Source organism: Salinicola aestuarinus, assembly GCF_003206645.1.
Taxonomy (GTDB): Bacteria; Pseudomonadota; Gammaproteobacteria; order Pseudomonadales; family Halomonadaceae; genus Salinicola; species Salinicola aestuarinus.
The window spans coordinates 148,386-171,297 of sequence record NZ_PZJP01000001.1; the positions used below are offsets into that span (position 1 = coordinate 148,386).

22 protein-coding genes are annotated in these 22,912 nt (G+C 66.0%); 14 read left to right on the plus strand and 8 right to left on the minus strand.

Annotation, left to right across the window (positions count from 1 at the left end; all coding sequences use genetic code 11):
• Positions 1–3: 3 nt before the first annotated feature.
• Both DOM41_RS00645 and DOM41_RS00650 read right to left on the minus strand, forming a co-directional pair.
• On the minus strand, positions 4–1,572 hold the full coding sequence (locus tag DOM41_RS00645; protein ID WP_110684912.1) for an ABC transporter substrate-binding protein: 1,569 nt from the start codon (positions 1,570–1,572) through the stop codon (positions 4–6).
• A gap of 141 nt (positions 1,573–1,713) precedes the next feature.
• Positions 1,714–2,475, minus strand: a complete 762-nt coding sequence (locus tag DOM41_RS00650; protein ID WP_223160893.1) for a class II aldolase/adducin family protein — start codon at positions 2,473–2,475, stop codon at positions 1,714–1,716.
• A gap of 222 nt (positions 2,476–2,697) precedes the next feature.
• On the opposite strand from DOM41_RS00650, the gene DOM41_RS00655 reads away from it, so the two are divergent.
• From DOM41_RS00655 to folE2, 8 genes are all read left to right on the plus strand, one after another.
• Entirely contained in the window at positions 2,698–3,399 is a 702-nt protein-coding gene (locus DOM41_RS00655; RefSeq protein WP_110685204.1) for a GntR family transcriptional regulator, read from the plus strand.
• 83 nt (positions 3,400–3,482) lie between these two features.
• Positions 3,483–4,094, plus strand: coding sequence for an HAD family hydrolase (locus DOM41_RS00660; RefSeq protein WP_110684914.1), 612 nt, complete (start codon positions 3,483–3,485; stop codon positions 4,092–4,094).
• Positions 4,095–4,225: 131 nt separating this feature from the next.
• Positions 4,226–5,311, plus strand: a complete 1,086-nt coding sequence (locus DOM41_RS00665; RefSeq protein WP_110684915.1) for a metal ABC transporter solute-binding protein, Zn/Mn family — start codon at positions 4,226–4,228, stop codon at positions 5,309–5,311.
• A 64-nt stretch (positions 5,312–5,375) separates the two neighbouring features.
• A complete protein-coding gene (locus DOM41_RS00670; protein ID WP_110684916.1) occupies positions 5,376–6,212 on the plus strand; it encodes a metal ABC transporter ATP-binding protein in 837 nt (278 codons plus the stop codon).
• Positions 6,209–7,345, plus strand: a complete 1,137-nt coding sequence (locus tag DOM41_RS00675; protein ID WP_110684917.1) for a metal ABC transporter permease — start codon at positions 6,209–6,211, stop codon at positions 7,343–7,345. Before DOM41_RS00670 ends, DOM41_RS00675 begins: the two co-directional genes overlap by 4 nt.
• Before the next feature lies 1 nt (position 7,346).
• Positions 7,347–8,477, plus strand: coding sequence for a metal ABC transporter permease (locus DOM41_RS00680; RefSeq protein ID WP_110684918.1), 1,131 nt, complete (start codon positions 7,347–7,349; stop codon positions 8,475–8,477).
• Between the two features lie 131 nt (positions 8,478–8,608).
• The gene (locus tag DOM41_RS00685) at positions 8,609–9,727 is read left to right on the plus strand and encodes an N-acetylmuramoyl-L-alanine amidase (protein WP_188112343.1); all 1,119 of its coding nucleotides are present in this window, start codon (positions 8,609–8,611) and stop codon (positions 9,725–9,727) included.
• Positions 9,728–9,965: 238 nt separating this feature from the next.
• Positions 9,966–10,877 carry a GTP cyclohydrolase FolE2 gene (folE2, locus tag DOM41_RS00690; RefSeq protein ID WP_110684920.1) on the plus strand — a complete coding sequence of 304 codons (912 nt, stop codon included), beginning with the start codon at positions 9,966–9,968 and terminating at the stop codon, positions 10,875–10,877.
• 44 nt (positions 10,878–10,921) lie between these two features.
• On the opposite strand, the gene DOM41_RS00695 is transcribed toward folE2, so the two are convergent.
• Positions 10,922–11,599, minus strand: a complete 678-nt coding sequence (locus DOM41_RS00695) for a GntR family transcriptional regulator (RefSeq protein WP_110684921.1) — start codon at positions 11,597–11,599, stop codon at positions 10,922–10,924.
• A gap of 146 nt (positions 11,600–11,745) precedes the next feature.
• On the opposite strand from DOM41_RS00695, the gene DOM41_RS00700 reads away from it, so the two are divergent.
• The 4 genes from DOM41_RS00700 (at position 11,746) to DOM41_RS00715 (ending at position 15,944) form a co-directional block, all read left to right on the plus strand.
• On the plus strand, positions 11,746–12,768 hold the full coding sequence (locus DOM41_RS00700) for a histone deacetylase family protein (protein WP_110684922.1): 1,023 nt from the start codon (positions 11,746–11,748) through the stop codon (positions 12,766–12,768).
• Positions 12,765–13,853 carry a phosphotransferase gene (locus DOM41_RS00705; protein ID WP_110684923.1) on the plus strand — a complete coding sequence of 363 codons (1,089 nt, stop codon included), beginning with the start codon at positions 12,765–12,767 and terminating at the stop codon, positions 13,851–13,853. Before DOM41_RS00700 ends, DOM41_RS00705 begins: the two co-directional genes overlap by 4 nt.
• Positions 13,854–13,855: 2 nt before the next feature.
• Positions 13,856–15,154 carry an aspartate aminotransferase family protein gene (locus tag DOM41_RS00710; protein ID WP_110684924.1) on the plus strand — a complete coding sequence of 433 codons (1,299 nt, stop codon included), beginning with the start codon at positions 13,856–13,858 and terminating at the stop codon, positions 15,152–15,154.
• A gap of 94 nt (positions 15,155–15,248) precedes the next feature.
• Positions 15,249–15,944, plus strand: coding sequence for an SDR family NAD(P)-dependent oxidoreductase (locus tag DOM41_RS00715; RefSeq protein ID WP_110684925.1), 696 nt, complete (start codon positions 15,249–15,251; stop codon positions 15,942–15,944).
• Positions 15,945–15,986: 42 nt separating this feature from the next.
• Here the strand turns inward: DOM41_RS00715 and DOM41_RS00720 are convergent, their stop codons facing one another.
• The gene (locus DOM41_RS00720; protein WP_110684926.1) at positions 15,987–16,472 is read right to left on the minus strand and encodes an Lrp/AsnC family transcriptional regulator; all 486 of its coding nucleotides are present in this window, start codon (positions 16,470–16,472) and stop codon (positions 15,987–15,989) included.
• A 246-nt stretch (positions 16,473–16,718) separates the two neighbouring features.
• Here DOM41_RS00720 and DOM41_RS00725 point away from each other — a divergent pair, with 246 nt between their 5' ends.
• Positions 16,719–17,210: an Lrp/AsnC family transcriptional regulator gene (locus tag DOM41_RS00725; RefSeq protein WP_110684927.1), complete on the plus strand. Its 492-nt coding sequence runs from the start codon at positions 16,719–16,721 to the stop codon at positions 17,208–17,210.
• Between the two features lies 1 nt (position 17,211).
• Here the strand turns inward: DOM41_RS00725 and DOM41_RS00730 are convergent, their stop codons facing one another.
• The gene (locus DOM41_RS00730) at positions 17,212–18,099 is read right to left on the minus strand and encodes a GNAT family N-acetyltransferase (protein ID WP_110684928.1); all 888 of its coding nucleotides are present in this window, start codon (positions 18,097–18,099) and stop codon (positions 17,212–17,214) included.
• Positions 18,100–18,388: 289 nt separating this feature from the next.
• Here DOM41_RS00730 and DOM41_RS00735 point away from each other — a divergent pair, with 289 nt between their 5' ends.
• A complete protein-coding gene (locus DOM41_RS00735) occupies positions 18,389–19,315 on the plus strand; it encodes a 2-hydroxyacid dehydrogenase (protein WP_110684929.1) in 927 nt (308 codons plus the stop codon).
• 40 nt (positions 19,316–19,355) lie between these two features.
• Here DOM41_RS00735 and DOM41_RS00740 read toward each other — a convergent pair whose 3' ends face one another.
• The 3 genes from DOM41_RS00740 to DOM41_RS00750 all read right to left on the minus strand — a co-directional run bounded on the left by DOM41_RS00740 (position 19,356) and on the right by DOM41_RS00750 (position 22,904).
• On the minus strand, positions 19,356–21,002 hold the full coding sequence (locus DOM41_RS00740) for an ABC transporter ATP-binding protein (protein ID WP_110684930.1): 1,647 nt from the start codon (positions 21,000–21,002) through the stop codon (positions 19,356–19,358).
• Between the two features lie 4 nt (positions 21,003–21,006).
• Positions 21,007–21,864: an ABC transporter permease gene (locus DOM41_RS00745; protein WP_110684931.1), complete on the minus strand. Its 858-nt coding sequence runs from the start codon at positions 21,862–21,864 to the stop codon at positions 21,007–21,009.
• 83 nt (positions 21,865–21,947) lie between these two features.
• A complete protein-coding gene (locus DOM41_RS00750; protein WP_110684932.1) occupies positions 21,948–22,904 on the minus strand; it encodes an ABC transporter permease in 957 nt (318 codons plus the stop codon).
• Positions 22,905–22,912 lie beyond the last annotated feature (8 nt).

Here is a 22,912-nt window from a genome sequence, read left to right on the forward strand (position 1 = left end):
CGCTTAGTGTTCGATCCAGGCGTTCTTGAAGCCGTCGTTGAGACCGATGCTGGTCGTGATCAGGTCATGCACATTGCAGCGATAGACGGTCGGCTGGGCCAGTTCCATGATCCACGCCAGCGGCACATCCTCGTGAAGAATCTGCTGCACCTCGGCGTACATGGCCTGGCGCTTGTCGACGTCGTTCTCGACGGCGGCGTCGGCGAACAGCTGATCCACCTTCGGGTTCTCGTAGCCTTCGACGTTGTTCCAGGGCGAGCCCTTGGCGATGTTGTCGGAGTCGTAGGTGCGCGCAATGCCGAGTGACGGGTCGCCGTACTGGAACAGATAGGTGAAGGCGATATCGTAGTCCCAGTCGCTGATCTTCTGATTCCAGCCGGCGACGTCGGAGGATTCGGTTTCGATATTGATCCCCACGTCCTCGAGATTCTGACGCACCGCCTCGCTCCAGCGGGTCCAGGTCTCGCCGTAGGGCAGCGGCAGCAGCCTCACCGGTTCGCCGTCGTAGCCCATCTCGTCGAGCAGCGCCTCGGCGCGATCCGGGTCGTAGGGATAGGGCGTCAGGCTGTCGTCGTGCGCGGGCAATGAGGCGGTGAACGGTCCGTTCGGCACATTGCCCAGCCCGTTCCAGAGGACATTCTTGGCGAAGTCGCGATCCAGGGCGTACATCACCGCCTGCCGGAAACGCTTGTCCGCCGTAGGTCCCTCGCGGTTGTTCAACCAGAGCATCGCGAACGGATTGAAGTACTCGTTGCCCGCCTCGGTCAGGCAGCTCCCTTCCATCTCGGAGAGACGCGGTAGATCGAAATTCTCCACCGAGCCGGCCGGCATGATGTCCAGGGTGCCATTCTCGTAGGCCGCGGCGCGGGAGGCGGCATCCGGGATCACGTGCCAGTAGATCTTGTCGAGATAGGGCTTGCCGGCTTCGTAGTAGTCCGGGTTCTTGTCGAGCTCGATCACCGAACCGCGATCCCATTTGGCGAACTCGAACGGGCCGGTACCGATCGGATGGCGGTTGGCCGGATTGTTGTAATAGTCGGTCCCTTCGTAGAGGTGCTTCGGCACCATCGGCAGCGTGCCGACCTCGAAGGCCTGAATGAAGGCCGGAAACGGCGTTTCCAGCGTGAACACGACCGTCGAATCGTCCGGCGCCGTGACGCTATCGACGTGCGCAAGCACCGCCCGGGTACGCGGGTTGGTCTCACGCATGAAGTCGACGGAAAACACCACGTCTTCCGCGGAAAACGGTTCGCCGTCGTGCCAGGTGACGTCATCGTGCAGCGTGAAGGTGTAGGTCAGGCCGTCGTCGCTGATCTTCCAGGACTCGGCCAGCTGGGGCATGGGTTCAAGGTCGGCGTCATAGCGCAGCAGCCCCTCGAAGATATTGCCGGCCACGCGCTGGGTCGGCGCGTTCTGCACCAGCGGCAGCATCAGGCCCGGGGGCTCGGGCTGAATCGCGACGTTGGCAACGCCGCCCGCCTGGGGCGTCGACTGGGCCAGTACGGGGGCGGTCAGGGTAACCAGTAAAGCGGCCACCGACAGGCGGCCGGGCACGGACGATAGCAGGGTCATGGCAGATCTCGTCATTATTGGATTTGTCGAATCTTCTACCGCTGTGGCGGTGGCGCGGTCCCGCCACCTTGTCTTGCTGTCTTCTCGATACACCGGCTTTGTTGTCTTGTTATGGCGATGTACCGGGCGAAGACGCGGGCATCAGCCCTCGAAGTCAGGCTGAATCCGTTTCAATAGACGCAGATAGGCCTCCCACTCGGTGTCGCGCTGGCCCGTGTCGTGATCCGCGTCCCACTTCTCGTACTGCTGCGCGGTATATTCGGCCAGCGCGGGGTCAGGATGGCGAATCTTCATACCGCTCGCCATCACTGCCAGCTGCGCCTGGCAGCTTCGCTCCAGGTTGTGCATGCGCTTGAACGCTTCGCCGACCGTGCGCCCACAGACCAGCATGCCGTGATTGCGCAGCACCATGACCGACTTGTCGCCGAGGTCCGCAACCAGCCGCTCACGCTCATCCAGATCCAGCGCGATCCCTTCATAGTCGTGATAGGCCGTGCGGCCATGGAACTCCATCGCCCACTGGTTGAGCGGCAGTAACCCCTCTTCCAGGCAGGAGATGGCGACCCCGGCCACGGAGTGCGTGTGCAGTACGCAGTGCACGTCGGGGCGGGCAGCGTGGATCGCGCTGTGAATGGTAAAGCCCGCCTTGTTGATGCCGGCGCCCTCCGGATCGTCGACCACCTTGCCGTCGAGATCGACGGTGACCAGATTACCGGCAGTGACCTCCTCGAAGCGGTAGCCGTAGGGGTTGATCAGGAAATCTTCCCTGTCCGCCTCGGCGCGCGCCGAAATATGCGTATAGATGCTGTCGTCCAGGCCGAAGTGGGCAATCAGCCGGTAGGCCGCTGCCAGATCGCGTCGCGCCTCGGTCACCGCCGAAGGCTTCGCGGTATCGGTCGCCATGTCCATCATCGCTCTCCTGTCGTGAGTCGGCGCAGATGCCGCCGACACGGGGTCTCGTCACTGCCTCTTTCAGCTAACCTAGCAGGTGCCGATACAAACTGTCGACACTCGACAGTCGACCATTAGCCGGATTTGCGCGATGATCGCGGCGAGACGATGATGCCCCGCCGTGCCCGTCGCCACGCCGCCGCGACCGCCAGCCTCAATCAGGACAGGGACGCCATGACCACGAGCCCCCGCGGATTTGCCACCATTCAGCAGCGCGATCTCGTCAATCAGATCGCCGACATGCTGACCGAAGCCCTGCTGAAGGGTGATTTCGCCCCCGGCGCCCACATGGCCGAGGCGCAGCTTGCCCGCGACTTCGGGGTGAGCCGGGCACCCGTCCGCGAGGCAGCCCGCCTGCTCGAGAGTCGCGGCATGCTGGTGTCGCAGCCGCGCCGTGGCTTCTTCGTTCGCACCTTTACCGCCCAGGAACTCGACGACGTCTACGAGCTGCGCCTGTGTCTGGAGCGCCATGCCGCGGGCCAGCTCGCCGGTCGGCTCACGACGGAGATGGAGAACGGGCTACAGGCCCAGCTCGAGCGGATGCGCCAGGTGGCGAGAGAGGGTACCGCCCTCCAGCAGATCGAGGAGGATGTCGCCTTTCACCGCAGGCTTTGCCAGTTCAGCGGCAATCAGCGGCTGCTCAAGGTCTACGACGAGCTGTGTCACGAGATGCGCTTCTCGATCCTGCTGGTCGGCCAGCTCTACGACGACCCGCTGAAGGTGGCCGATACCCACGAGCCGATCATCGACGCGCTTCGCAGCCGCGACCCGCGCGCCTGTGAAGCGGCGCTCGACTACCATATCGGTGTCGCTCAGCAGCGCGTGGTCGCGATGTTCCGGGCGCGTGAGAGAGACGCGTCGACGCCGCCGGACTAGTCGATCAGCTCGCCGTCGGATGAGGGACAGCGGCGTCGCCTCTCGGCTAGGATAAAGAGATCTTCGCTACTGGCTCCGAGATCATGCCAACGCCCCCGCTCGCCGCGCTGACCCACTGGGTCTTCGACATGGATGGCACGCTGACCGTCAGCGTGCACGACTTCCCCGCCATTCGACGGGAACTCGGCATCCCCAACGACACCGACATCCTGCACCATCTGGAGACGCTGCCCCTCGCCGAGCGCCGGGCGAAGCACGCCTGGCTGCTCGAGCACGAGCGCGAGCTGGCGATGCGCTCTACCGCCGCGAACGGGGCGGTCGCGCTGATTCGCGAGCTCTGTCATCGCGGCTATCGTCTCGGCATTCTGACCCGCAACGCCAAGGAGCTGGCGCATATCACGCTGGCAGCGATCGGGCTCGACGACTGTTTCGCCCCCGCGTATGTCCTCGGCCGAGACGAGGCCGAGCCCAAGCCGGCCCCCGGCGGTCTCGAACATTTCGTCGCTCGCTGGACGGTCGCTCCTGGCCGCGTCGTCATGGTCGGCGACAGCCACCTGGACATGGCCTGCGGTCGTGCTGCCGGCACCCAAACGCTGCTGGTCAACGACACCTCGCCCCGCGCCCTGGCGCAGGCCGATCACCTCTTCGACGACTGTCGCGCGCTGCTCGACCACTTGCAGCCCGACAGCGCCTGATGGGTGCTGCCGCGCGGTGGAATCAGCGGGCGGCCACGTTCGCCGTTGGCTGGGCGGCGGTCTCTTCACACCCGGATAAACCGGTGCTATAAAGTGAAACCAGAGGAATACTAGTTAACCTTGGTGAAACTATGCATCGCACAGTCTTCTCTGCTCTGTTCGTGCTCGTGGCAGCGTCAGTTGCCCTGCTGAGCCCGAGTGCGCCGGCACAGACGTCTCCCGCCGGTGACGACGCCACTCGAACGTCAGTGGAACCGCTGGCCGTGGTAGCAACGGTCGGCATGGTCGGCGAGATAGCCCAGCACCTCGGCGGCGACTGTGTCGATGTCACCACGCTGATGGGCTCCGGCATCGATCCGCATCTCTATCGCGCCAGCGCCGGCGACGTCCACACGCTGCGGGATGCGGACTTGATTCTCTACGCCGGTCACTCGCTGGAAGGGCAGCTCGGTCAGGTACTCGGTCGCTTCGGCGAGATGAAGCCGACCCTGGGGGTGGCGGAGGCGTCGATCGACCGCGAGTCACTGATCCATACCGAGGATGCCTACGGCATCGACCCGCACCTGTGGATGGACGTCGGTCTGTGGTCGCGTCTGGTGCCCACCATCGCCGAGGCGATCAGCGAGCAGCGCCCGGCGTGCGAGACCGCGATCCGCGCCAACGCGACCGCCTACGCTCGCGAGCTCGACGCTCTCGACGCCTGGATTCACGCCAGTATCGCCACCATCCCGGCCGAGCAGCGCATCCTGGTCACCGCTCACGACGCCTTCAACTACTACGGCCGGGCCTACGCCATCGACGTGGTGGGCATTCAGGGCATCAGCACTGAGACCGAGACGGGAATCGCCGATATTCGCAACATGGCGAGCGTCGTTGCCGAGCGCCAGATCCCCGCCGTCTTCGTCGAGACGACCATCAACCCGCGTACCATTCAGGCGGTGATCGACGCCGCCCAGCGACAGGGACAGCAGGTCGAGATAGGCGGCGAGCTCTACTCCGATGCCATGGGCGATACCGGCACCGCCAGCGGCACCTATATCGGCATGCTCTACGCCAACACTCGGCGTATCGTCGCCGCCCTTGGCGGAGAAACGCCGCCGCTGCCCGCGGCGCTCGCGGACTGGGCGACTCGCTGGCATCTCGATGCGACCGCCGTCGACGACACCTCGGCCAAGCCGGTCGACACCGAGCGGGAATCGGCCACCGGCGACGCCTAGACAGCGCGCCGGGGCCCAGTCCCGAACCGATGGCGTCACGCCGCCAACCCTGAGGAGCCAGACGATGCCGCTCGGCCTGCATGAACCCGACCTCGCCCTGCACGTCGAAGATCTGACCGTGAGCTACCAGAGCAAACCGGTGCTTTGGGACATCGACTTCGATATCCCCCCGGGGGTGATGGCGGCCATCGTCGGCCCCAACGGCGCCGGCAAGAGCACGCTGATCAAGAGCATCCTGGGGCTCACCCCGCCGATCGCCGGCCACGTCACGCTCTTCGGCCGGCCCTATCGCGCCCAGCGCAAACGGGTGGGCTACGTGCCGCAACGCTCGAGCGTCGACTGGGACTTCCCCACCACCGCGCTCGATGTCGTAACCATGGGACTCTACGGCCAACTCGGCTGGCTGCGCCGTCCCCGCAAGGCCCATCGCCAGCGCGCTCGGGAGGCGCTAGAACAGGTCGGCATGCAGGACTACGCCAATCGCCAGATCAGCCAGCTCTCCGGCGGCCAGCAGCAGCGCGTCTTTCTTGCCCGCGCGCTGATCCAGCAGGCGGACATCTACTTTCTCGACGAGCCGATGGCCGGCGTCGATGCGCCGACAGAGCGCGCCATCGTCGACATCCTGCGCGGGCTGCGCGATGCCGGCAAGACGGTGATCGTGGTCCACCACGACCTGCAGACGGTGCGCACCTACTTCGACTGGCTGCTGATTCTCAACGTGCGGGTCATCGCTCAGGGGCCGGTCGAAGCGATCTACACCGCCGATAACCTGCGCAAGGCGTACGGCGGGCAGATCGCGCTGCTGGAGAGCACCGGCACCGCCACCCCCGTCGTCGACGCGGCGCAGGCCGACGCTAGCGAAGCGCCCCACGCCCCTGCCTCGGGACGTGAAACACCATGAGCGTCCACGCCCTGCTGACCGACTACACGGTGCAGAACGTCATCCTCGGCGCGCTGATGCTGGGGTTGGTCAGCGGCATGCTGGGTAGCTTCGCGGTCCTGCGCAAGCAGAGCCTGCTCGGCGACGCCCTCTCCCACGCCGCACTGCCCGGGATCTGCCTCGGTTTTCTCGCCGCCGGCGCCCGCGAGCTCGGCGCGATCATGCTCGGCGCCCTGCTCGCCGGCGCGCTCGCCGCCCTGCTGGTGCTGCTGCTCACCCGCTACAGCCGGCTCAAGACCGATGCCGCCCTGGGCATCGTGCTGAGCACTTTCTTTGCGCTCGGCGTGGTCCTGCTGACGCATATCCAGGGCACCAACAACGCCTCTCAGGGCGGGCTCGACGCCTTCCTGTTCGGGCAGGCGGCGGCAACGCTGCGCGGCGATCTGGTGATCATGGCCGGGGTGACGCTGCTCTCGCTGATCCTCGTCACCGGGCTCTGGAAGGAGTTCAAACTGGTCTGCTTCGACCCCGGCTTCGCCCGCGCGCTGGGCATGCCGGTGCTCGCGCTGGAGGTGACGCTGACGGTCATGATCGCGCTGGCGGTGGTGGTCGGCCTGCAGATCGTCGGCGTGGTGCTGATGGCGGCGATGGTCATCGCACCGGCGGTGGCGGCGCGCCAGTGGTGCCGGCGACTCGAGACCATGGTGCCGTTGGCCGCGCTGTTCGGCATCGTCTCGGGCATCAGCGGCGCGCTGGTCAGCACCCTGGGACGCGGGCTCGCCACCGGACCGCTGATCGTCATCAGCGTCTCGCTGCTCGTGGTGGTGTCGCTGCTGTTCGCACCCCGCCGCGGCATGCTGTGGGAGCTCATTCAACGCAGCCGCCAGCGCCGGCGACTGCGCCACCAGCAGCTGTTGACCACGCTCTATCGTCTCGCCGAACGCCACGGCGACCACGACTTCCAGAGCGAACAGGGGCTGCTCGACAGCTACCACCGCACGCGCACCCGGGCGGCGCTCGCGCGCCTGGAGAAACGCGGCTGGGTCGAGTCCCGCCAACAGCCGCCGCAGAACACCACGCACTGGGCGCTGACCGGTACCGGCCGCGACGAGGCAGCGCGGATTCTCGCCAGCCTGAACACGGGGAGCGACTGAGATGCTGATGGCGCTGTTCAACGATCCCGCGGTGATGATCATCGCCGTCGGCGCGCTGGTGGGCATCGCCGCCACTTTCGTCGGTACCTTTCTGGTGCTGCGCGGCACCAGTATGCTCGCCGATGCCATCGGTCACTCGATCGTCTTCGGCATCGTGGTGGTCTGGCTGGTCGCGCACCAGCAGAGCGGCCCGCTGCAGATCATCGGTGCCGCACTCACCGGTATCCTGACGGTGTTTCTCACCGAGCTGCTGGTCAGTTCGCGCCGGGTCAAGCAGGACGCCGCCATCGGTCTGGTGTTTCCGCTGCTCTTCTCCATCGGCGTGCTGCTGCTCAATCTCTACGCCGGCAACGTGCATATCGACACCCACACCGTGCTGCTCGGCGAGATCGGTTTCGTCTGGCTGGATACGGTCGACGTCGGCGGCTACCCCGTTCCCCAGTCGCTGCTGTCGATGGCCGCCATGGCGCTGATCAACGCGCTGTTCGTCGGGGTCTTCTTCAAGGAGCTGAAGCTTGCGACGTTCGACGCCGCCCTCGCCAAGGCGCTCGGCTTCGCCCCGGGCCTGCTCTTCTACACCCTGCTGCTGCTGACCAGTGCCACCGCCGTGGCGGCCTTCGATGCCGTCGGCGCGGTGCTTTTCGTCGCCTTCGTCATCGTCATCCCCTCCACCGCGTATCTGCTCACCGACCGGCTCGCACTGATGCTGGCCATCGGCGTGGCCGTCTCGCTCGCCTCGAGCGTCATCGGCTACGCCCTGGCCGTCATGCTGGATGTCTCCATCGGCGGCATGATGGCCGTGGTCACCGGCGGTTTTCTGCTCGCGGCGTTTCTGGCGGGCCCCCGCTACGGCATCGTCGCGCAGGCCGCCTCGCGCCGCCGTCAGCGCCGACTCAACGAGAGCCGGACGCTGGCAGTGCACCTCTACAATCATGAAGACGAGCCCAACCAGGGCGAAGAGAACGTCGCCCGCGCCCTGCGCGAGCACCTGCTCTGGAGCGGCGAGCACGCCCGCAACGCCATCGTGCGCGGGCTCGATCAGGGGCATATCGTGCGCGACGGTGAGCTGCTGCGACTCACGCCCCAGGGCCGGGAAATCGCCCGCGAGATTCTCGAACCCGCCCGGCGGTGAGCATCGGTACGACCTGTCTCGCAGGCCGCATTGCGCTGTCTACCCTTGAAATGGTTATGTTATAACGTTAGCGCGCAAACGTTATCACTCATTACCGGATTGTCACCATGGATAGAAGGCGCTTCATTACGATGTTGTTGGCCACTTGTTTACTGCCGAGTTTCCCGGCACTGGCCGCTTCTTCACTGGCCCGCTACACACTCGATGAAACAGGGGGCGGCGCGAGCTTCGTCATCGAGCTCGACGGTCGCCCGGAGCATCATGTGTTTACGCTCGACCACCCACCTCGCGTCGTCATCGATCTGCCGAACGTCTCCCACGTCACGGCCCCCTCGGTGGCACACCAGGGCACCGGGCTCGTGCGGCGGGTCCGTACCGGCGAGCGCAATGGTGGTATTCGCATCGTGCTCGATCTTGAGACGGCCAAATCTCCACAGACCCGCATGCGCCGGCTGGACGACGGGCACTCGCAACTCATCGTGAGCATCGACGACCCCGATCCCCTGATGGCGGCGGTCACCGCCGAAGCGCAGAGCCATGGTCAGCCACGCAAGGCCATCATCGAGGTCGACGCCGGCCACGGCGGTAAGGACCCGGGGTGCATCAGCGCCGACGATCACTACGAGAAGTTCGTCGCCATGGGCGTGTCCGACGCGCTCAAGGAAAAGCTGAACGAAGACCCGCGCTTCGAGCCTTCGCTGACCCGCGACAGCGATATTTTCATTCCGCTGCACCAGCGTGTATTGATGGCCCGCAATCACCACGCCGACCTGTTCGTCTCGATCCACGCCGATGCCGCCCCCTCGCAAAGTGCCTCGGGTGCCTCCGTTTACATTCTTTCCGAGCATGGAGCGAGTTCGGCGATGGCGCGCTGGCTGGCGGAGAGCCAGAACAATGCCGACCGCTACGCCTCGACCCGTGACAGCAATATCTACTCGGACGATCCCGAGGTGCAATCGGTGCTGGTGGATCTCTCCATGCGCGGGACGAACATCGCCAGTCAGAAGCTCGCCACCGAAACGCTGGATTCACTCTCTCGCGTCACGCGACTGCATAACCATCGCATCAACAAGGCCGCGTTCGCGGTGCTGAAATCCCCCGATATCCCGTCAATGCTGGTCGAAACCGGGTTCATGTCCAACCGAGATGACAGCCGTCGACTCCGCCGCCCCGAGCACCAGCAGGAACTGGCCGACGCGTTGCACAGCAGTATCGCCAGCTATTTCGACAACAACCCCTTGAGAACCTGAGCGGGTCCCCGAGCCGGCCGATGGCGCCGGCTCACTTCTCCGCTCACTTACCCGCTCCCTTACCCGCTCATTCCCCCCTCAATCGCCATTGGCGTGCCGCCCCTGGGTGCACGGTGCCATCGTCCTTTCGCCGTCGATCGAGCGCCGATCCCCACACCGTCAGGGCGCGGGACGATTGCGATCAACCCTCATCAAAAGTTATGTTATAGAGTAACACTTTTGAGCAGATCGACCCGCAATGACCCCACTCTCAGCACTACCCGATGTTGCCATCCAGCGCGACGATCACTCACACGGCCCGCGGGCGCTGCAGCGTGTGGGCATGCAAGGAATCGCCTGTCGCATTCAACTCGCCGGCGGCACCCGGCTCAACGCCTACGCGGATGTCGGCGTCGATCTCGCCGCCGGCCATCGGGGCATTCACATGTCCCGGCTCTATCGTCTGATTGATGCCCTGGAGGATACGCCGCTGGATGCCGACACCTGGTCCGCGCTGGGCGAGGCGCTGCTGGCGAGCCAAGGAGAGATCAGCCAGCGACTGCACCTCACGCTTCACGCCGAGCTGCCGCTGCGCCGCCAGGCCCTGCTGAGCGAGGCAAGCGGTTGGCGCCACTACCCGATCACCCTGGGTCTGAGCGGCGAGCGCGGCGCGCTCCACACGACGCTGGGTATTGCCCTGACCTACTCCTCCACCTGCCCCTGCTCGACCGCACTGGCGCGGCATGCCATGGCACGGAAGTGGCGAGAATGGGCTCAGGACAACCCGCAGGCGAGTGCCGACCCGGAGAGCGTCGCCGAGTGGATCGAGCGTACCGGGTACTTTCCGACACCGCACAGCCAGCGAAGCCGCGCCGATGTCTCGCTGCGCCTCAGCGCCACCGCCCCGTTCGACCTCGCCTCACGTATCGACGCTTTCGAGCAGTGCCTCGAAACACCGGTGCAGACGCTGGTAAAGCGTGCCGATGAGCAGGCCTTCGCCGAGCGTAACGGCAACAATCCCATGTTCTGCGAAGACGCCGCGCGACGCCTGGCGCAGCACTGCGACACGCTGGCCGATGTGGTGGGGTATCGCATCGATATCGAGCACGCCGAAAGCCTGCACGCTCACGACGCGGTGGCCCGCGCCGAGTGGAATTTTGTCGAGGACTAGCGCGGGCGGCGAGCAGGTCAGTCGAATAAGTCGGTCGGGGTGCCCTAGCCCCGGTCCGCGTGCCGCGAGGCAAGAAACTGCACCATCATGGCGTAGCCATCCTCGATATCGCGGCGGATCGCCTGTCGAGCGGCCTCGGGGTCGCGCGCATCCAGCGCCTCGAGAACTTCCCAGTGATGCTGAATCGCCACGCGCTCGGAGAAAGCGCGGTAGGCCAGCGCAATCACCGGGCCGGCACGCATCCAGAGGCTGTCGATGAAGCGCTCGAGCATCGGCGAATCCGCCGCTGCCGCCAGCGCGAAGTGGAACTGCTGATTGAGTCTCATGGCGTGTGCCATGTCGCCATCGGCGATGGCTCGCTGATTGTCCTCGACCTGCTGGCGCAGCGTCTGGACACCGGCGGCGTCGATATTGGCTGCCGCCAGCGCCCCGGCCATTCCCTCGAGCTCCAGCCGCAGCCGGTAGATCTCGTCGTACTGCGCCACATCGATCAGCGGTACGCGGATGTCACGGGCGGTCCGCATCTCCAGCCCCTGCTCCTTGCAGAGTCGCAGAATGGCGTCGCGCACCGGGGTCACGCTGGTCCCGAACTGCTCCGCCAGCTCCCGAATGCGCAGGCGGTCGTCCGGCTTCAACTGTCCGCCGATCAACGCATCGCGCAGATGCGTATAGACGCTCCCACCAAGCGAAGCCGGTTCCACGCTGGAAAATCGATGCTCCATGATCTTTTCCCGTCCATCCTTGAGCTGTGGTCCAAATGGCGCAGTCTACCCTGTGGACTACGACGTGGGCAGTCGCGTGACTTCTCTCGACAACTTGTGATGCATCATGTATCTCTTACTCTTTCCGTGGTTTCCAGGAGTTTTGCGTGCACGTCTTCTTCAGTGATAGTCACCGCAAGCATGATCCCCACTTCTTCGTCGTCCGCGGGCAGGTTCGGCGCAGCAACGAGCAGCCGGAGCGCGCCGAGCGCCTGCGCCGGGCAGCGGCAAGCGCCGGTCACACCCTGGTCGCCGCCGACGCTTTCGACCGCGAGCCGCTGGAGCGCGTGCACACGCCGCGCTATCTCGACTTCCTCGAGCAGGTGCACGAGCGCTGGTTGACGCTGGAGGACCGCAACCCCGATGAGGTGGTGGCCAATGTTCATCCCTTTCCCGGCGAGCCCTGCACCTATCCCGAGCATCTGGTCGGACAGGTCGGTTTTCATCTCGGCGACATGGCCGCCTCGATCGGCGCCGGCACCTGGCACGCCGCGGTGGGGGCCGCGCACTGTGCGCTAAGCGCGGCGCGTCACGTCCAGGCCGGCCATGGCACGGCGTACGCGCTCTGCCGCCCGCCGGGACATCACGCCTACGCCGAGCGCGCCAACGGCTTCTGCTATCTCAACAACGCGGCCATCGCGGTGAGCGAGCTGCGCCGCCAGCATGCGCAAGTGGCGGTGCTCGATATCGATGTGCATCACGGCAACGGCACCCAGGGCATCTTCTACGATCGCGACGACGTGCTGACGGTCTCGCTGCACGCCGACCCGCACTACATGACGCCCTTCTTCACCGGCCACGCCCACGAAACCGGGCGCCACGCCGGCGAGGGCTACAACCTCAACCTGCCGCTGCCCAAGGGGCTCGACACCGCGGGATACCTGCACTCACTGACACACGCCCTGACGCGTATCGCCGAATTCGCCCCCGGTGCGCTGGTCGTCTCGCTGGGTCTCGACGCCTATGCCAACGATCCCTATCAGGGGGTGTCGGTCACGACCGAGGGCTTTGCCCAGATCACCCGCCGAATCGCCGAACTGGGGCTGCCCACGGTGCTGGTGCAGGAGGGCGGCTATCTGTCCGATGCGCTCGGCGACAACCTCATCAGCGCGCTGTCGGGGTTCGAATGACGACGCCTCAAGCAGACCCGTCCCCGAGCGTCCTGGAGGCGCCGTCGCTGTCGGTATCGACGGAGACCGCGACGCGGGTGCTGAAGACGCGTTTCGCGATCGAGGCCTCGCTGACGCCGCTCACCGGGGAGCGCGATCGCAACTTCCGCGCCACCACCGCGGACGGCGAGGTCTATCTGCTCAAGTTCACGCATCCGGCGGAGCGACATGCGGTGAGCGATTTTCAGGTGCGGGCATTGATGCACCTGGCCGAGCGGGACCCGACCCTGCCGATTCCCCGCGTACAGCGTGATCGCGACGGCGATCCCACCCCGGCGCTGCGACTCGACGACGGTCAGGTCAGCCGCGTGCGGTTGTCGACCTTTCTCGCCGGTGAACCGCTCGCCGACCGCGTGGCCTCCCTGCGTTTTCAAGCCACGCTCGGTGACTGGCTGGCGCGACTCGACGACGCGTTGGCGGACTTCGACCACCCGGTGCGCGACCTGTCGATGCCGTGGGATCTCCAGCACGCCGATGATCTACTGCCCCAGACCGAGACGCTCGATGACGACGACGCCCGACTGCGCATCCGCACCCTGCTGACACGTTTTGGCGAGCAGCTGCGGCCACGCCTGGCAGCGCTGCCGCGTCAGCCGATTCATAACGACCTCAACGGTCACAACGTCCTCTACACGCCCGCGGCGGACGATGAGAACGACCGCCCCGAATGGCCGGCGGCGATCATCGACTTCGGTGACATGCTGTTCGCGCCGCGGGTGGTGGATCTGGCGGTCGCGGCGGCGTATCAGATGAAGGATGCCGAGGACCCGCTGGCGGGTGCGCTGGCGCTGATCGCCGGCTACCACGCGCGCGCGCCGCTGAGCGCGGCGGAGTGCGAGCTGCTGCGTGGGCTGATCGAGACACGGCTGGCGATGGCGATCACTGTCTCCTCCCACCGCGCCAAACGCTATCCGGACAACGCCGAGTATCTGCTGCGCAACACGGCAGCTTCCTGGCGCGCTCTGGATCACTGCCTGGCGCTGCCCGAGGCGACCTTTCAGCGGCGTCTGAACGATGCCCTCAACCGCTCACGTTCGGGAGAGTGACCATGCAGGAGCCCGCCCTTACCGGTCGTGACGATGCCGTGGAGTCGGCACTGCTCGACCGCCGCCAGCGCCTGCTCGGCGCCTCGTACCGGCTGTTCTACCGCCAGCCCTTCCACCCGGTGCGGGGCGAAGGCGTCTGGCTCTTCGATCGCCACGGCGCGCCGTATCTGGACGCTTACAACAACGTCGCCTGTGTCGGGCACTGTCACCCGCGCGTGGTGGAGGCGATCGCGACGCAGGCGGCGACGCTCAACACCCACACCCGCTATCTCCACGAGACGATTCTCGACTGCGCCGAGCGGCTGATCGACTCCCTGCCGGCGCCGCTCGAGCAGATGGTCTTCACCTGCTCGGGCAGCGAAGCCAACGATCTCGCCGTGCGCATGGCGCGGGCCTTCACCGGAGGTGAAGGCCTGATCGTCACCGAGCTCGCCTACCACGGCGTGACCCAGGCGATCGCTGAAGCCTCGCCCTCGCTGGGCGTCAAGGTGCGACTGGGGAACACGGTACGTACCGTGCCCGCGCCGGTGGACCGTGGCGACGGCGCGGCGGCGATGGGCAAGCGCTTTGCCGCCGGGGTGCAGGCGGCCATCGACGACCTCGCCGCCCACGACATCCGCCCCGCCGCGCTGCTGCTCGACGGGGTCTTCTCCAGCGATGGCATCATCACCGGCCCCGAGGGCTTTCTCGCCCCGGCCATCGCGGCGATTCATCGTGCCGGCGGGCTCTACATTGCCGATGAAGTGCAGGCGGGCCTCGGCCGTACCGGCGTGATGTGGGGCTTTCCCCGCCATGGCGTGAGCGCCGACCTGGTCACGCTCGGCAAGCCGCTGGGCAACGGCCATCCGGTGGCGGGCGTGGCGGGACGACGCGACGTCATGGATCACTTCGGTGAGACAGCGCGCTACTTCAACACTTTCGGGGGCAATCCGGTGGCCTGCGCCGCCGCGCTGGCGGTACAGTCGGTGATCCGGGACGAGGGCATCGCCGACAACGCCGCCGCGGTCGGCGCCAAGCTTCACGCAAGCCTGGGCCAACTGGCGGCTGCCCATTCCCGGCTCGGGGACGTCCGCGGGTCGGGCCTGCTGGCGGGCGTGGAGGTGCTCGATCGCCAGGGCGGACCGGACGCTGGCCTGGCGCAGACGCTGGTCGAGGGTCTACGAGCGCGCCGCGTGCTGATCAGTGCCACCGGCCCCCACGGCAACGTGCTCAAGATCCGCCCTCCACTAGTGTTCGGCGACGCCCACGTCTCGACGCTGGGGAACGCGCTCGAGGCGAGCCTCGCGGCATCGACTCCGTGACAGCAACGTACAGGCCGCCTCCGGCACAGCGACTGTCAACCGATCCACCTTCGATGTATCCGCCCGCCTCGCGGGCGTGACAAGGAAAACCAACATGTCCTCCACCGCCCCCGTCGCCATGATCAGCGGCGCCAATCGCGGCATCGGTGCCGCCATCGCCGACATCCTTCACGCCGCCGGCTGGCGCGTCAGCCTGGGCTGTCGCACCCCGCCGGCCGAGCAGCCGGCAAGCGACGGTTGGCGGGTCTGCCACTATGACGCGCTGGACGCCGACAGCGGCCGTGCCTGGGTCGAGGAGACCGTGCGGGCATTCGGACGGATCGACGCCCTGATCAACAACGCCGGCATCCTCAGTCGTTCATCGGTGCTGGAAGCCGACGGCGAGGAGTTCGATCGCATCATGGCGGTCAACGTCCGCGCGCCGATGCTCTTGACCCAGCAGGCGTGGCCCCATCTGGTCGCCGCGGAGCAGGGTAAGGTGGTCTCGGTGGTCTCGCTCTCCGGCAAGCGGGTGAAGTCGGCAGGCTCCGGGCTCTACGCCATGAGCAAGTTCGCGGCGCAGGCGTTCGTTCACGGTCTGCGCCACTGCAGCGCCGAGACCCGCGTGCGCGCCACGGCCATCTGCCCCGGCCCGGTGGATACCGACATGGCCGTAGCCGGCGGCCTGGACGGCGACGACATCACCCAGCCGGCCGACGTCGCCCGCGTGATCCGAATGGTATTAGAACTGCCGCCTTCCGCCGCCATTGCCGAGGTGCCGATCAACTGGCAGGTCGAAAGCACGGTCTGATGGACCCGCGCGCCCGATCCGTCGCATGCCCTCGCCGCCGACTCATTCGGTGGCGGGGGTGAACAGGCGATTGAGCGGCAGGTGGGGGCTGGCGAGCGGGGATTTGATCACGATGTAGTTGAAGTATTTCTCGATGCCGAGGTTCTGCTCGACGAGGTTCTCGATCAGCGCCTGATACTCCGCGATCCCTCGGGTGACGAACTTGAGCAGGTAGTCGAAGCCACCGGAGACGAGGTGACACTCGACGCACTCCTCGACTTTCTCGACCGCCTGCTGAAAGCGATCGAAGTCGATCTGGTGGTGACTGGACAGCGTCACCTCGGTAAAGACGGTCACGATCTCATCGAACTTCGCGAGATCGATGAGCGCCGCGTAGCCGGCGATATAGCCGGCCGTCTGCAGCTTCTTGACCCGCATCAGACAGGGGCTGGGAGAGAGGTGAACGAGTTCCGCCAGCTCGACGTTGGTGATGCGCCCATTCTTCTGAAGCTCGGTCAGAATTCTCAGATCGGTGCGATCCAGCTTCATGCGTCCCCCAAAGTTCAATACCGGCCGAGCGTCATCGCTTTCGAGCCTGCCCGCTGCCGAGGGTTACCTTCCAGTCAACGCTGACGACGGCGTCACTCGAAGATTCGACCCGGGCTTGCCCACCCCGAAACGATATTGAAAACTGCAGGCGTTGGAAACGTCACCCAGCCATGCCGAAAGCCCGGGTCATGCCAAAAGCACACGCCATGTCAACGCCACGGATCCCCTCAGGAGCGACCCCGATTCATGACAGTTAAACTCGATCGTATCGATGTCGCCATCCTGACCGAGCTCCAGCGCGACGGGCGCGTTGCCAACGCCCAGCTCGCCAGCCGTGTGGGCCTCTCGCCCTCTCCCTGCCTGTCTCGCGTCAAGCGCCTGCAGGAAGCGGGTTACATCGAGGGGTACAGCGCGCGATTGAGTCTCGCCCGGCTCGGGGCATCGGTGACACTCTTCGTGGAGGTGACCCTCGACAATCACCGCCGGGACAGTTTCGAACGTTTCGAGGCTGCGATCTCCGCGGCTCCCGAAGTGATGGAGTGCCATCAGGTCTCCGGCGGCTACGACTACCTGCTACGCATCGCGGTCCCTCGCCTCTCCGAGTTTCAGCAGCTGATGGAGTCCTGGCTGAACCGGGAGATCGGCATTGCCCGCTACGTGAGCTATGTGGTGACGAAAACGCCGCTCAACCGGGTCGAGGTGCCCCTGCAGCACCTGCTCAACGACGAGCCCCACTAGCTCAGCCGAGCGTCTGCGCCGCCAGTCCGTAAGTTCTCACCGCCCCCTCGCCACCGCGCGGCGCCCCCATGCGCATCTGCGTGACCGTGTCGTAGAGACCCAGCCCGGCGCTGGCGAGGAAATCGGCGAGCATCGGGCTCTCGCCCGGCGTATCCAGCCGCAGGAACTCCCCGCGGTGATCGGCCATGAAGGGCGCGATCAGCGTCATGGTCATCCTTTCGTCCTCCGCGACCACGGGGCCGATGACGCGCCCCCGGCCGAAATCACGAATCAGCGCGAAGCCGACGATCTCATCGTCGCGCACGGCCACGCTGCCGTTGCCGGCTTCCATCAGTGTCGTCAATACCGTCTGGCGCTCGGCACCGAAGGCGGAGAGATCGAGCGCGCGAAGGGCTGCGGCATCCGCCGGCGTGACGGGTCGAATCCTGACGCCGGGCGCCTCGTCGAACGCGGGGCATTCGCGCACGACGCCCTGATGCTGATAGACGGTCGCCACCGGCGTGAAGCCGCTGCTCTTGTAGAGCCGGTAGGCCGGACGCGTCGCGTTGAGACGCAGATCGCGCCCCTGGCAATCGGCAAGGATGCGATCCAGCAACCAGCGTCCTGCACCGTGGGTCTGGAGGCGCGGCGCGGTCATCATCATGCCGATCATGGCGAAATCCGGCCCCATCTCGAAAAACATGCCGGAGGCCAGCACGCGCTCGATGTCGTCCATCGCCAGGTAACCGCGCCCCAGCGACATCAGCAGCTCCAGATCGCGGGGGCGATGCGGCCAGTACACGTTGACGGTGAGCTGGTGCATCCGCTCGAGATCGCCGTCCTCGAGAGGACGCGCCCTGGCAACGTAGGCATCCACTTTCTGGGTTTTGGAGACTTCGCTCGGGGTCATGGCAGCTCCTCGAGAGACTCGACCGGTCCGCGCCATCAAGCGCGCCGGCGTCGAGCCCGCGGTGGATAGTCGATGTCATTCAAGCACGCGGAATCGGCGTCAGTGTAGCGGTTCGAGGCCCGAGTCACCGGCCGTCTCCGACAACAGTGGAATCTGCGTTAAATCTCGATAATTCGGTCGTTTTTCGACGCTCGCAACGCCACAACGACAGTCGTGACGGCGGCATTGCCTTACTCTGGATATCCGGCCTGACCCTGGGCCACGAACTCACCCTGTCGAGGAGAGACTGATGGCACTGCTCTACAAGTCGGACCCGGTGCGAGGTCGCCGCTGGCGCGCTCTGTTCGCCGAGCACGCCCCCGATATCGAATTTCGCGAGTGGCCGGATATCGGCGATCCCGCCGATATCCACTACCTGCTGGCCTGGCAGCCCCCGGCGGCGATCGCCACCTGTCTGCCCGAGCTGGAGGTGCTTTTCGCCACCTCCGCCGGCGTCGACCAGTTCGATGTCTCGACGCTACCGTCGACGCTCCCCGTGGTGCGCATGCTTGACCCTGCCATCGAGCAGGGGATGGTCGAATACGCCCTGTTCGGCACGCTCTGGCTGCACCGTCAGATGTACGACTACACGCGTCAGCAGCGTGAGCGGACCTGGCAGGCGCACTCTCTGGTGCCAGCCGCCCAGCGTCGCGTGGGCATTCTAGGGCTGGGGCATCTCGGCCAGGCCATCGCGTCACAGCTGGGCAGCCTCGGTTTCTCGCTCAGCGGCTGGTCACGCCGCCCGCGCGAGGTCGACGGTGTCACTTGCTACGCCGGCGGTGAGACGCTGGATCGTTTCCTCGCCGACAGCGACATTCTGATCTGTGTGCTGCCGTTGACCGAGGCGACACGCGGCATCCTGAACCGGTCACTGTTCGCCAAACTCCCCGCAGGGGCCGCGCTGATCAACATAGGCCGCGGTGAACAGCTCGTCGATGCCGACCTCATCGAGGCGCTCGATACCGGTCGGCTTTCGGCGGCGGTGGTCGACGTCGTCGGCGAGGAACCGCCGGCGTCCGACCACCCTTTCTGGCAGCACGAGCGCCTCCTGCTCACCCCGCACATCGCGGCCATGACGCAGCCGGAGACGGCCTTCCCCGTTCTGCTCGACAACATTCGCCGTCACCAGCGTGGCGAGCCGATGAACGGCGAAGTGGACCGCCGACGCGGCTACTGACCGCGAACCTGCCGAGGCGACGGCGCGGCGTGCGCCTGACTCACGCCGTTGCCTCGGCGCGCGACAGCGGACGGCTCTCGAGCCACCCCTGACGCAGCTCCGGGACCGAACCGATGAGCTTACGGGTGTAATCATGCTTTGGCGCCGTGAGCACGGCGTCGCAGCGCCCGGCCTCCACGCATTCGCCATGATAAAGCACCATCACGTCGTCGCAGAGCGCGCGCACGGTAGAGATATCGTGGCTGATGAACAGATAGGTGACGCCCAGCTCGCGGCGAAGCTCCGCCAGCAGCTCCAGGATGGCGGCCCCGACCACGGTATCCAGCGCCGAGGTCACCTCGTCGCAGAGAATCAGGTCCGGCTCGGCCGCGAGAGCCCGGGCGAGGTTGACGCGCTGCTTCTGTCCGCCCGAGAGTTCGCCGGGTTTTCGATCGAGCAGCGTGCGCGGCAGCCGAACCCGATCCATCAGCTCCTCGACCCGTGCCTTGCGGGCACTACGGTCGAGATCGAAGTAGGTCTGCAGCGGGCGGTCGAGCAGTCGACGCACTGTATGCGCCGGATTCAGCGCGTTGTCGGCGCTCTGGAAGACCATCTGGACGCGCCGAAACTGCTCGCGCGTCCGCCCTCGCAGCGTCGTCGAGAGCTCCCGCCGATCGAACTGGATCGCTCCCTGTGACGGCGCCACCAGCCCCGCCACCGCGCGGGCCAGCGTCGACTTGCCCGAGCCCGACTCGCCGATGATGCCCATCGCCTGCCCTTTGGCGAGCTGAAGATTGATGTGCTCGAGCACCACGTTCTCCGGCCGGCCGTCGCGATGACGACTGCCGTAGCCCACCTGGAGATCGTCGATGCGGAGCAGCTCCTCGCCCCGCTCACCCGCGGAGGGCGAAAGCTGGGCGTGTGGCCGCGCCGCCGCTAGCAGACTGCGGGTGTAGTCGTGGGATGGCTGCTCGAGAATACGCGCGGTGGCGTTCTGCTCCTGGGTTTCGCCGTTCTGCAGTACCAGCACCTGATCGGCCATCTGCGCCACCACCGCCAGATCGTGGGAGACGTAGATGGCGGTGGTGCCGCGCTCGCGCATCACCTGCTTGAAGGCGCGCAGCACGTCGATCTGGGTGGTCACGTCGAGCGCCGTGGTCGGCTCGTCGAGGATGACCAGCGCCGGATCGGTGATCAACGCCATCGCCGCCATCACGCGCTGCAGCTGACCGCCGGAGACCTGGTGCGGGTAACGATCCCCGATCCGGTCCGGTTCGGGAAGCGCGAGGTCATGAAACAGCGACACCGCTTTCTCCCGTGCTGCCTGACGACTCATCACGCCATGGATCAGTGCGCCTTCGGTGACCTGTTCCATCAGCGTGCGGGAGGGGTTGAAGGCAGCCGCCGCGCTCTGGGCGATATAGGCCACCCGATGCCCCCGCAGGGCGCGCGTCTGGGTGGCATTGAGCGACAGAATGTCGGTCTCGCCGAGTTGCACGCTGCCGCCCGCGATGCGACAGCCGCTGCGGGCGTAACCGAGCATGGCCAGCGCGATGGTCGTCTTGCCCGAGCCCGACTCGCCGATCAGTGCCAGCACCTCCCCCGGTGTCAGGCTGAAGTCGATGCTGTCGACGATGGTCCGCTCTTCGCCGCCCGGGGGCGTGGCGCAGATCGTGAGATCGCGCACGGTGAGTGATTCTCCCAGCATGTCGTCACTCCTTTTGCGTATCGCGGCTTTTCGACAGACTGTCGATCAGCAGGTTGGCACCGATGGTCAGCGTGCCGATGGCCAGCGCCGGGGCAATCACGGCAAGCGCGCCCTGACTCAGGCCGCCGATGTTCTCTCTTACCAGCGAGCCCAGATCCGCCGCCGGGGGCTGGACGCCGAGCCCGAGAAAGCTCATGCCGCTGAGCAGCAGCACGATAAAGACGAAGCGCATCCCCATATCGGTGAGAATCGACTGGATCATGTTGGGCATGATCTCGAACGCCGCGATATAGAAGCGGCCCTCGCCCCGCGTCTTTGCCACCTGCACGTACTCGAGCGTGGCCAGATTGGTCGCCAGACTGTGAGCGATGCGGAATGCCCCGGGGGCATAGCTGAGCACGGCGGCCACGATCAGCAGCGGGATGGAGGTGCCGAAGGCAGAGACCATCACCAGCGCCATCATCTTGCTGGGGATCGAGATCAGGGTATCGAATACGCGACGCACGCACTCTTCCAGCCAGCGCGGCAGCAGCACGGCCAGCATGCCGAAGCCGGCGCCCACCAGGCTCGAGAGCAGCGCCGCCGCGACCGCCAGTCCCACGGTATAGCGAGCGCCGGTCAGAATGCGGCTCAGCATGTCGCGGCCCATGTAGTCGGTCCCCAGCCAGTGAGCAGCGCTGGCCCCGCCGTAGATCGTGTCGGAGACGAACGCGCCCATCGGGTAGGGCGCAAGCAAGGGACCGAAGAGGGCAATCAATACCCAGCTCCCGAAAAGCCCCAGGCCGATCCAGCGTGTCAGCTTCAGCGCTTGCTTGTTGCGCTTGGCTGGCACGGAGATTGGTAGGCGCGTGCCTCTGACCATGCGACGCTCAGGACGGGAGGATCGAGGAGACGCCGACGAATGGCGCGACTTCGACGGGCGATGGGGCATGGCTTGTGTCTCACTCATCGGTTTCGCAGCCTCGGGTTGGAGAGGATCGCGCAGAGGTCGGCCACCATGACCAGAATCAGGTAGGCACCGCAGAAGAGCATGGCGCAGGCCTGAACCAGCGCCAGATCCCGATTGGACACCGCATCGACCATGAGACTGGCGATACCCGGGTAGTTGAAGATCGTCTCGACGATGATGACCCCGCCCAGCAGGTAGGAGAGGCTGAGCGCGACCGCGTTAGCGATCGGCCCCACGGCGTTGGGCAAGGCGTGGCGCAACACCCGACGCACCGGGGGCACCCCTTTGAGCCGGGCCATTTCGATGTAGGCACTATCGAGCTGGTCGATCAGTGCCGCGCGAGTCATGCGCGCCATCTGGGCGATCAGCACGCAGCAGAGCGTCAGTACCGGCATCGCGTAGATGCGCACGAAGTCGCCGAGACTATCGACGGTGGAGACATAGGAGAGCGCCGGCAGCCACCCCAGATGCACGGCGAAGATCAGTACGGCGAGCGTGGCCACTAGAAACTCGGGAACCGCCACCATCGAGAGCGTGACGACATTCAGCGCACGGTCGACCTTGCCGCCGCGACGCATGGCGGCCACCAGCCCCATCGTCAGCGCAATGGGCACGGAGATCGCCGTGGTGATGGCAGCCAGCAGCAGCGAATTGGGCAGGCGGTCGTTCATCAGCTGCGCCACCGAAGTGGCGTTACTCGCCGACATCCCCAGGTCGCCGGTCGCGAAACCGCTGAGCCACTGCCAGTAGCGCACCAGCGGCGGCTGATCGAGACCGAGCTCGGCGCGCAGGGCAGCGACCTGCTCCGGCGTGGCGAACTGCCCCAGAATCTGCTGCGCGGTGTCACCCGGCAGCAGCGACGTAATGGTGAATATCACCAGCGACACCAGAAACAGCGTCACCAGACTCGAGGACAGGCGTCCCAGTACCAGTTTGGGCATGGCGTTACGCATCTTTCGCC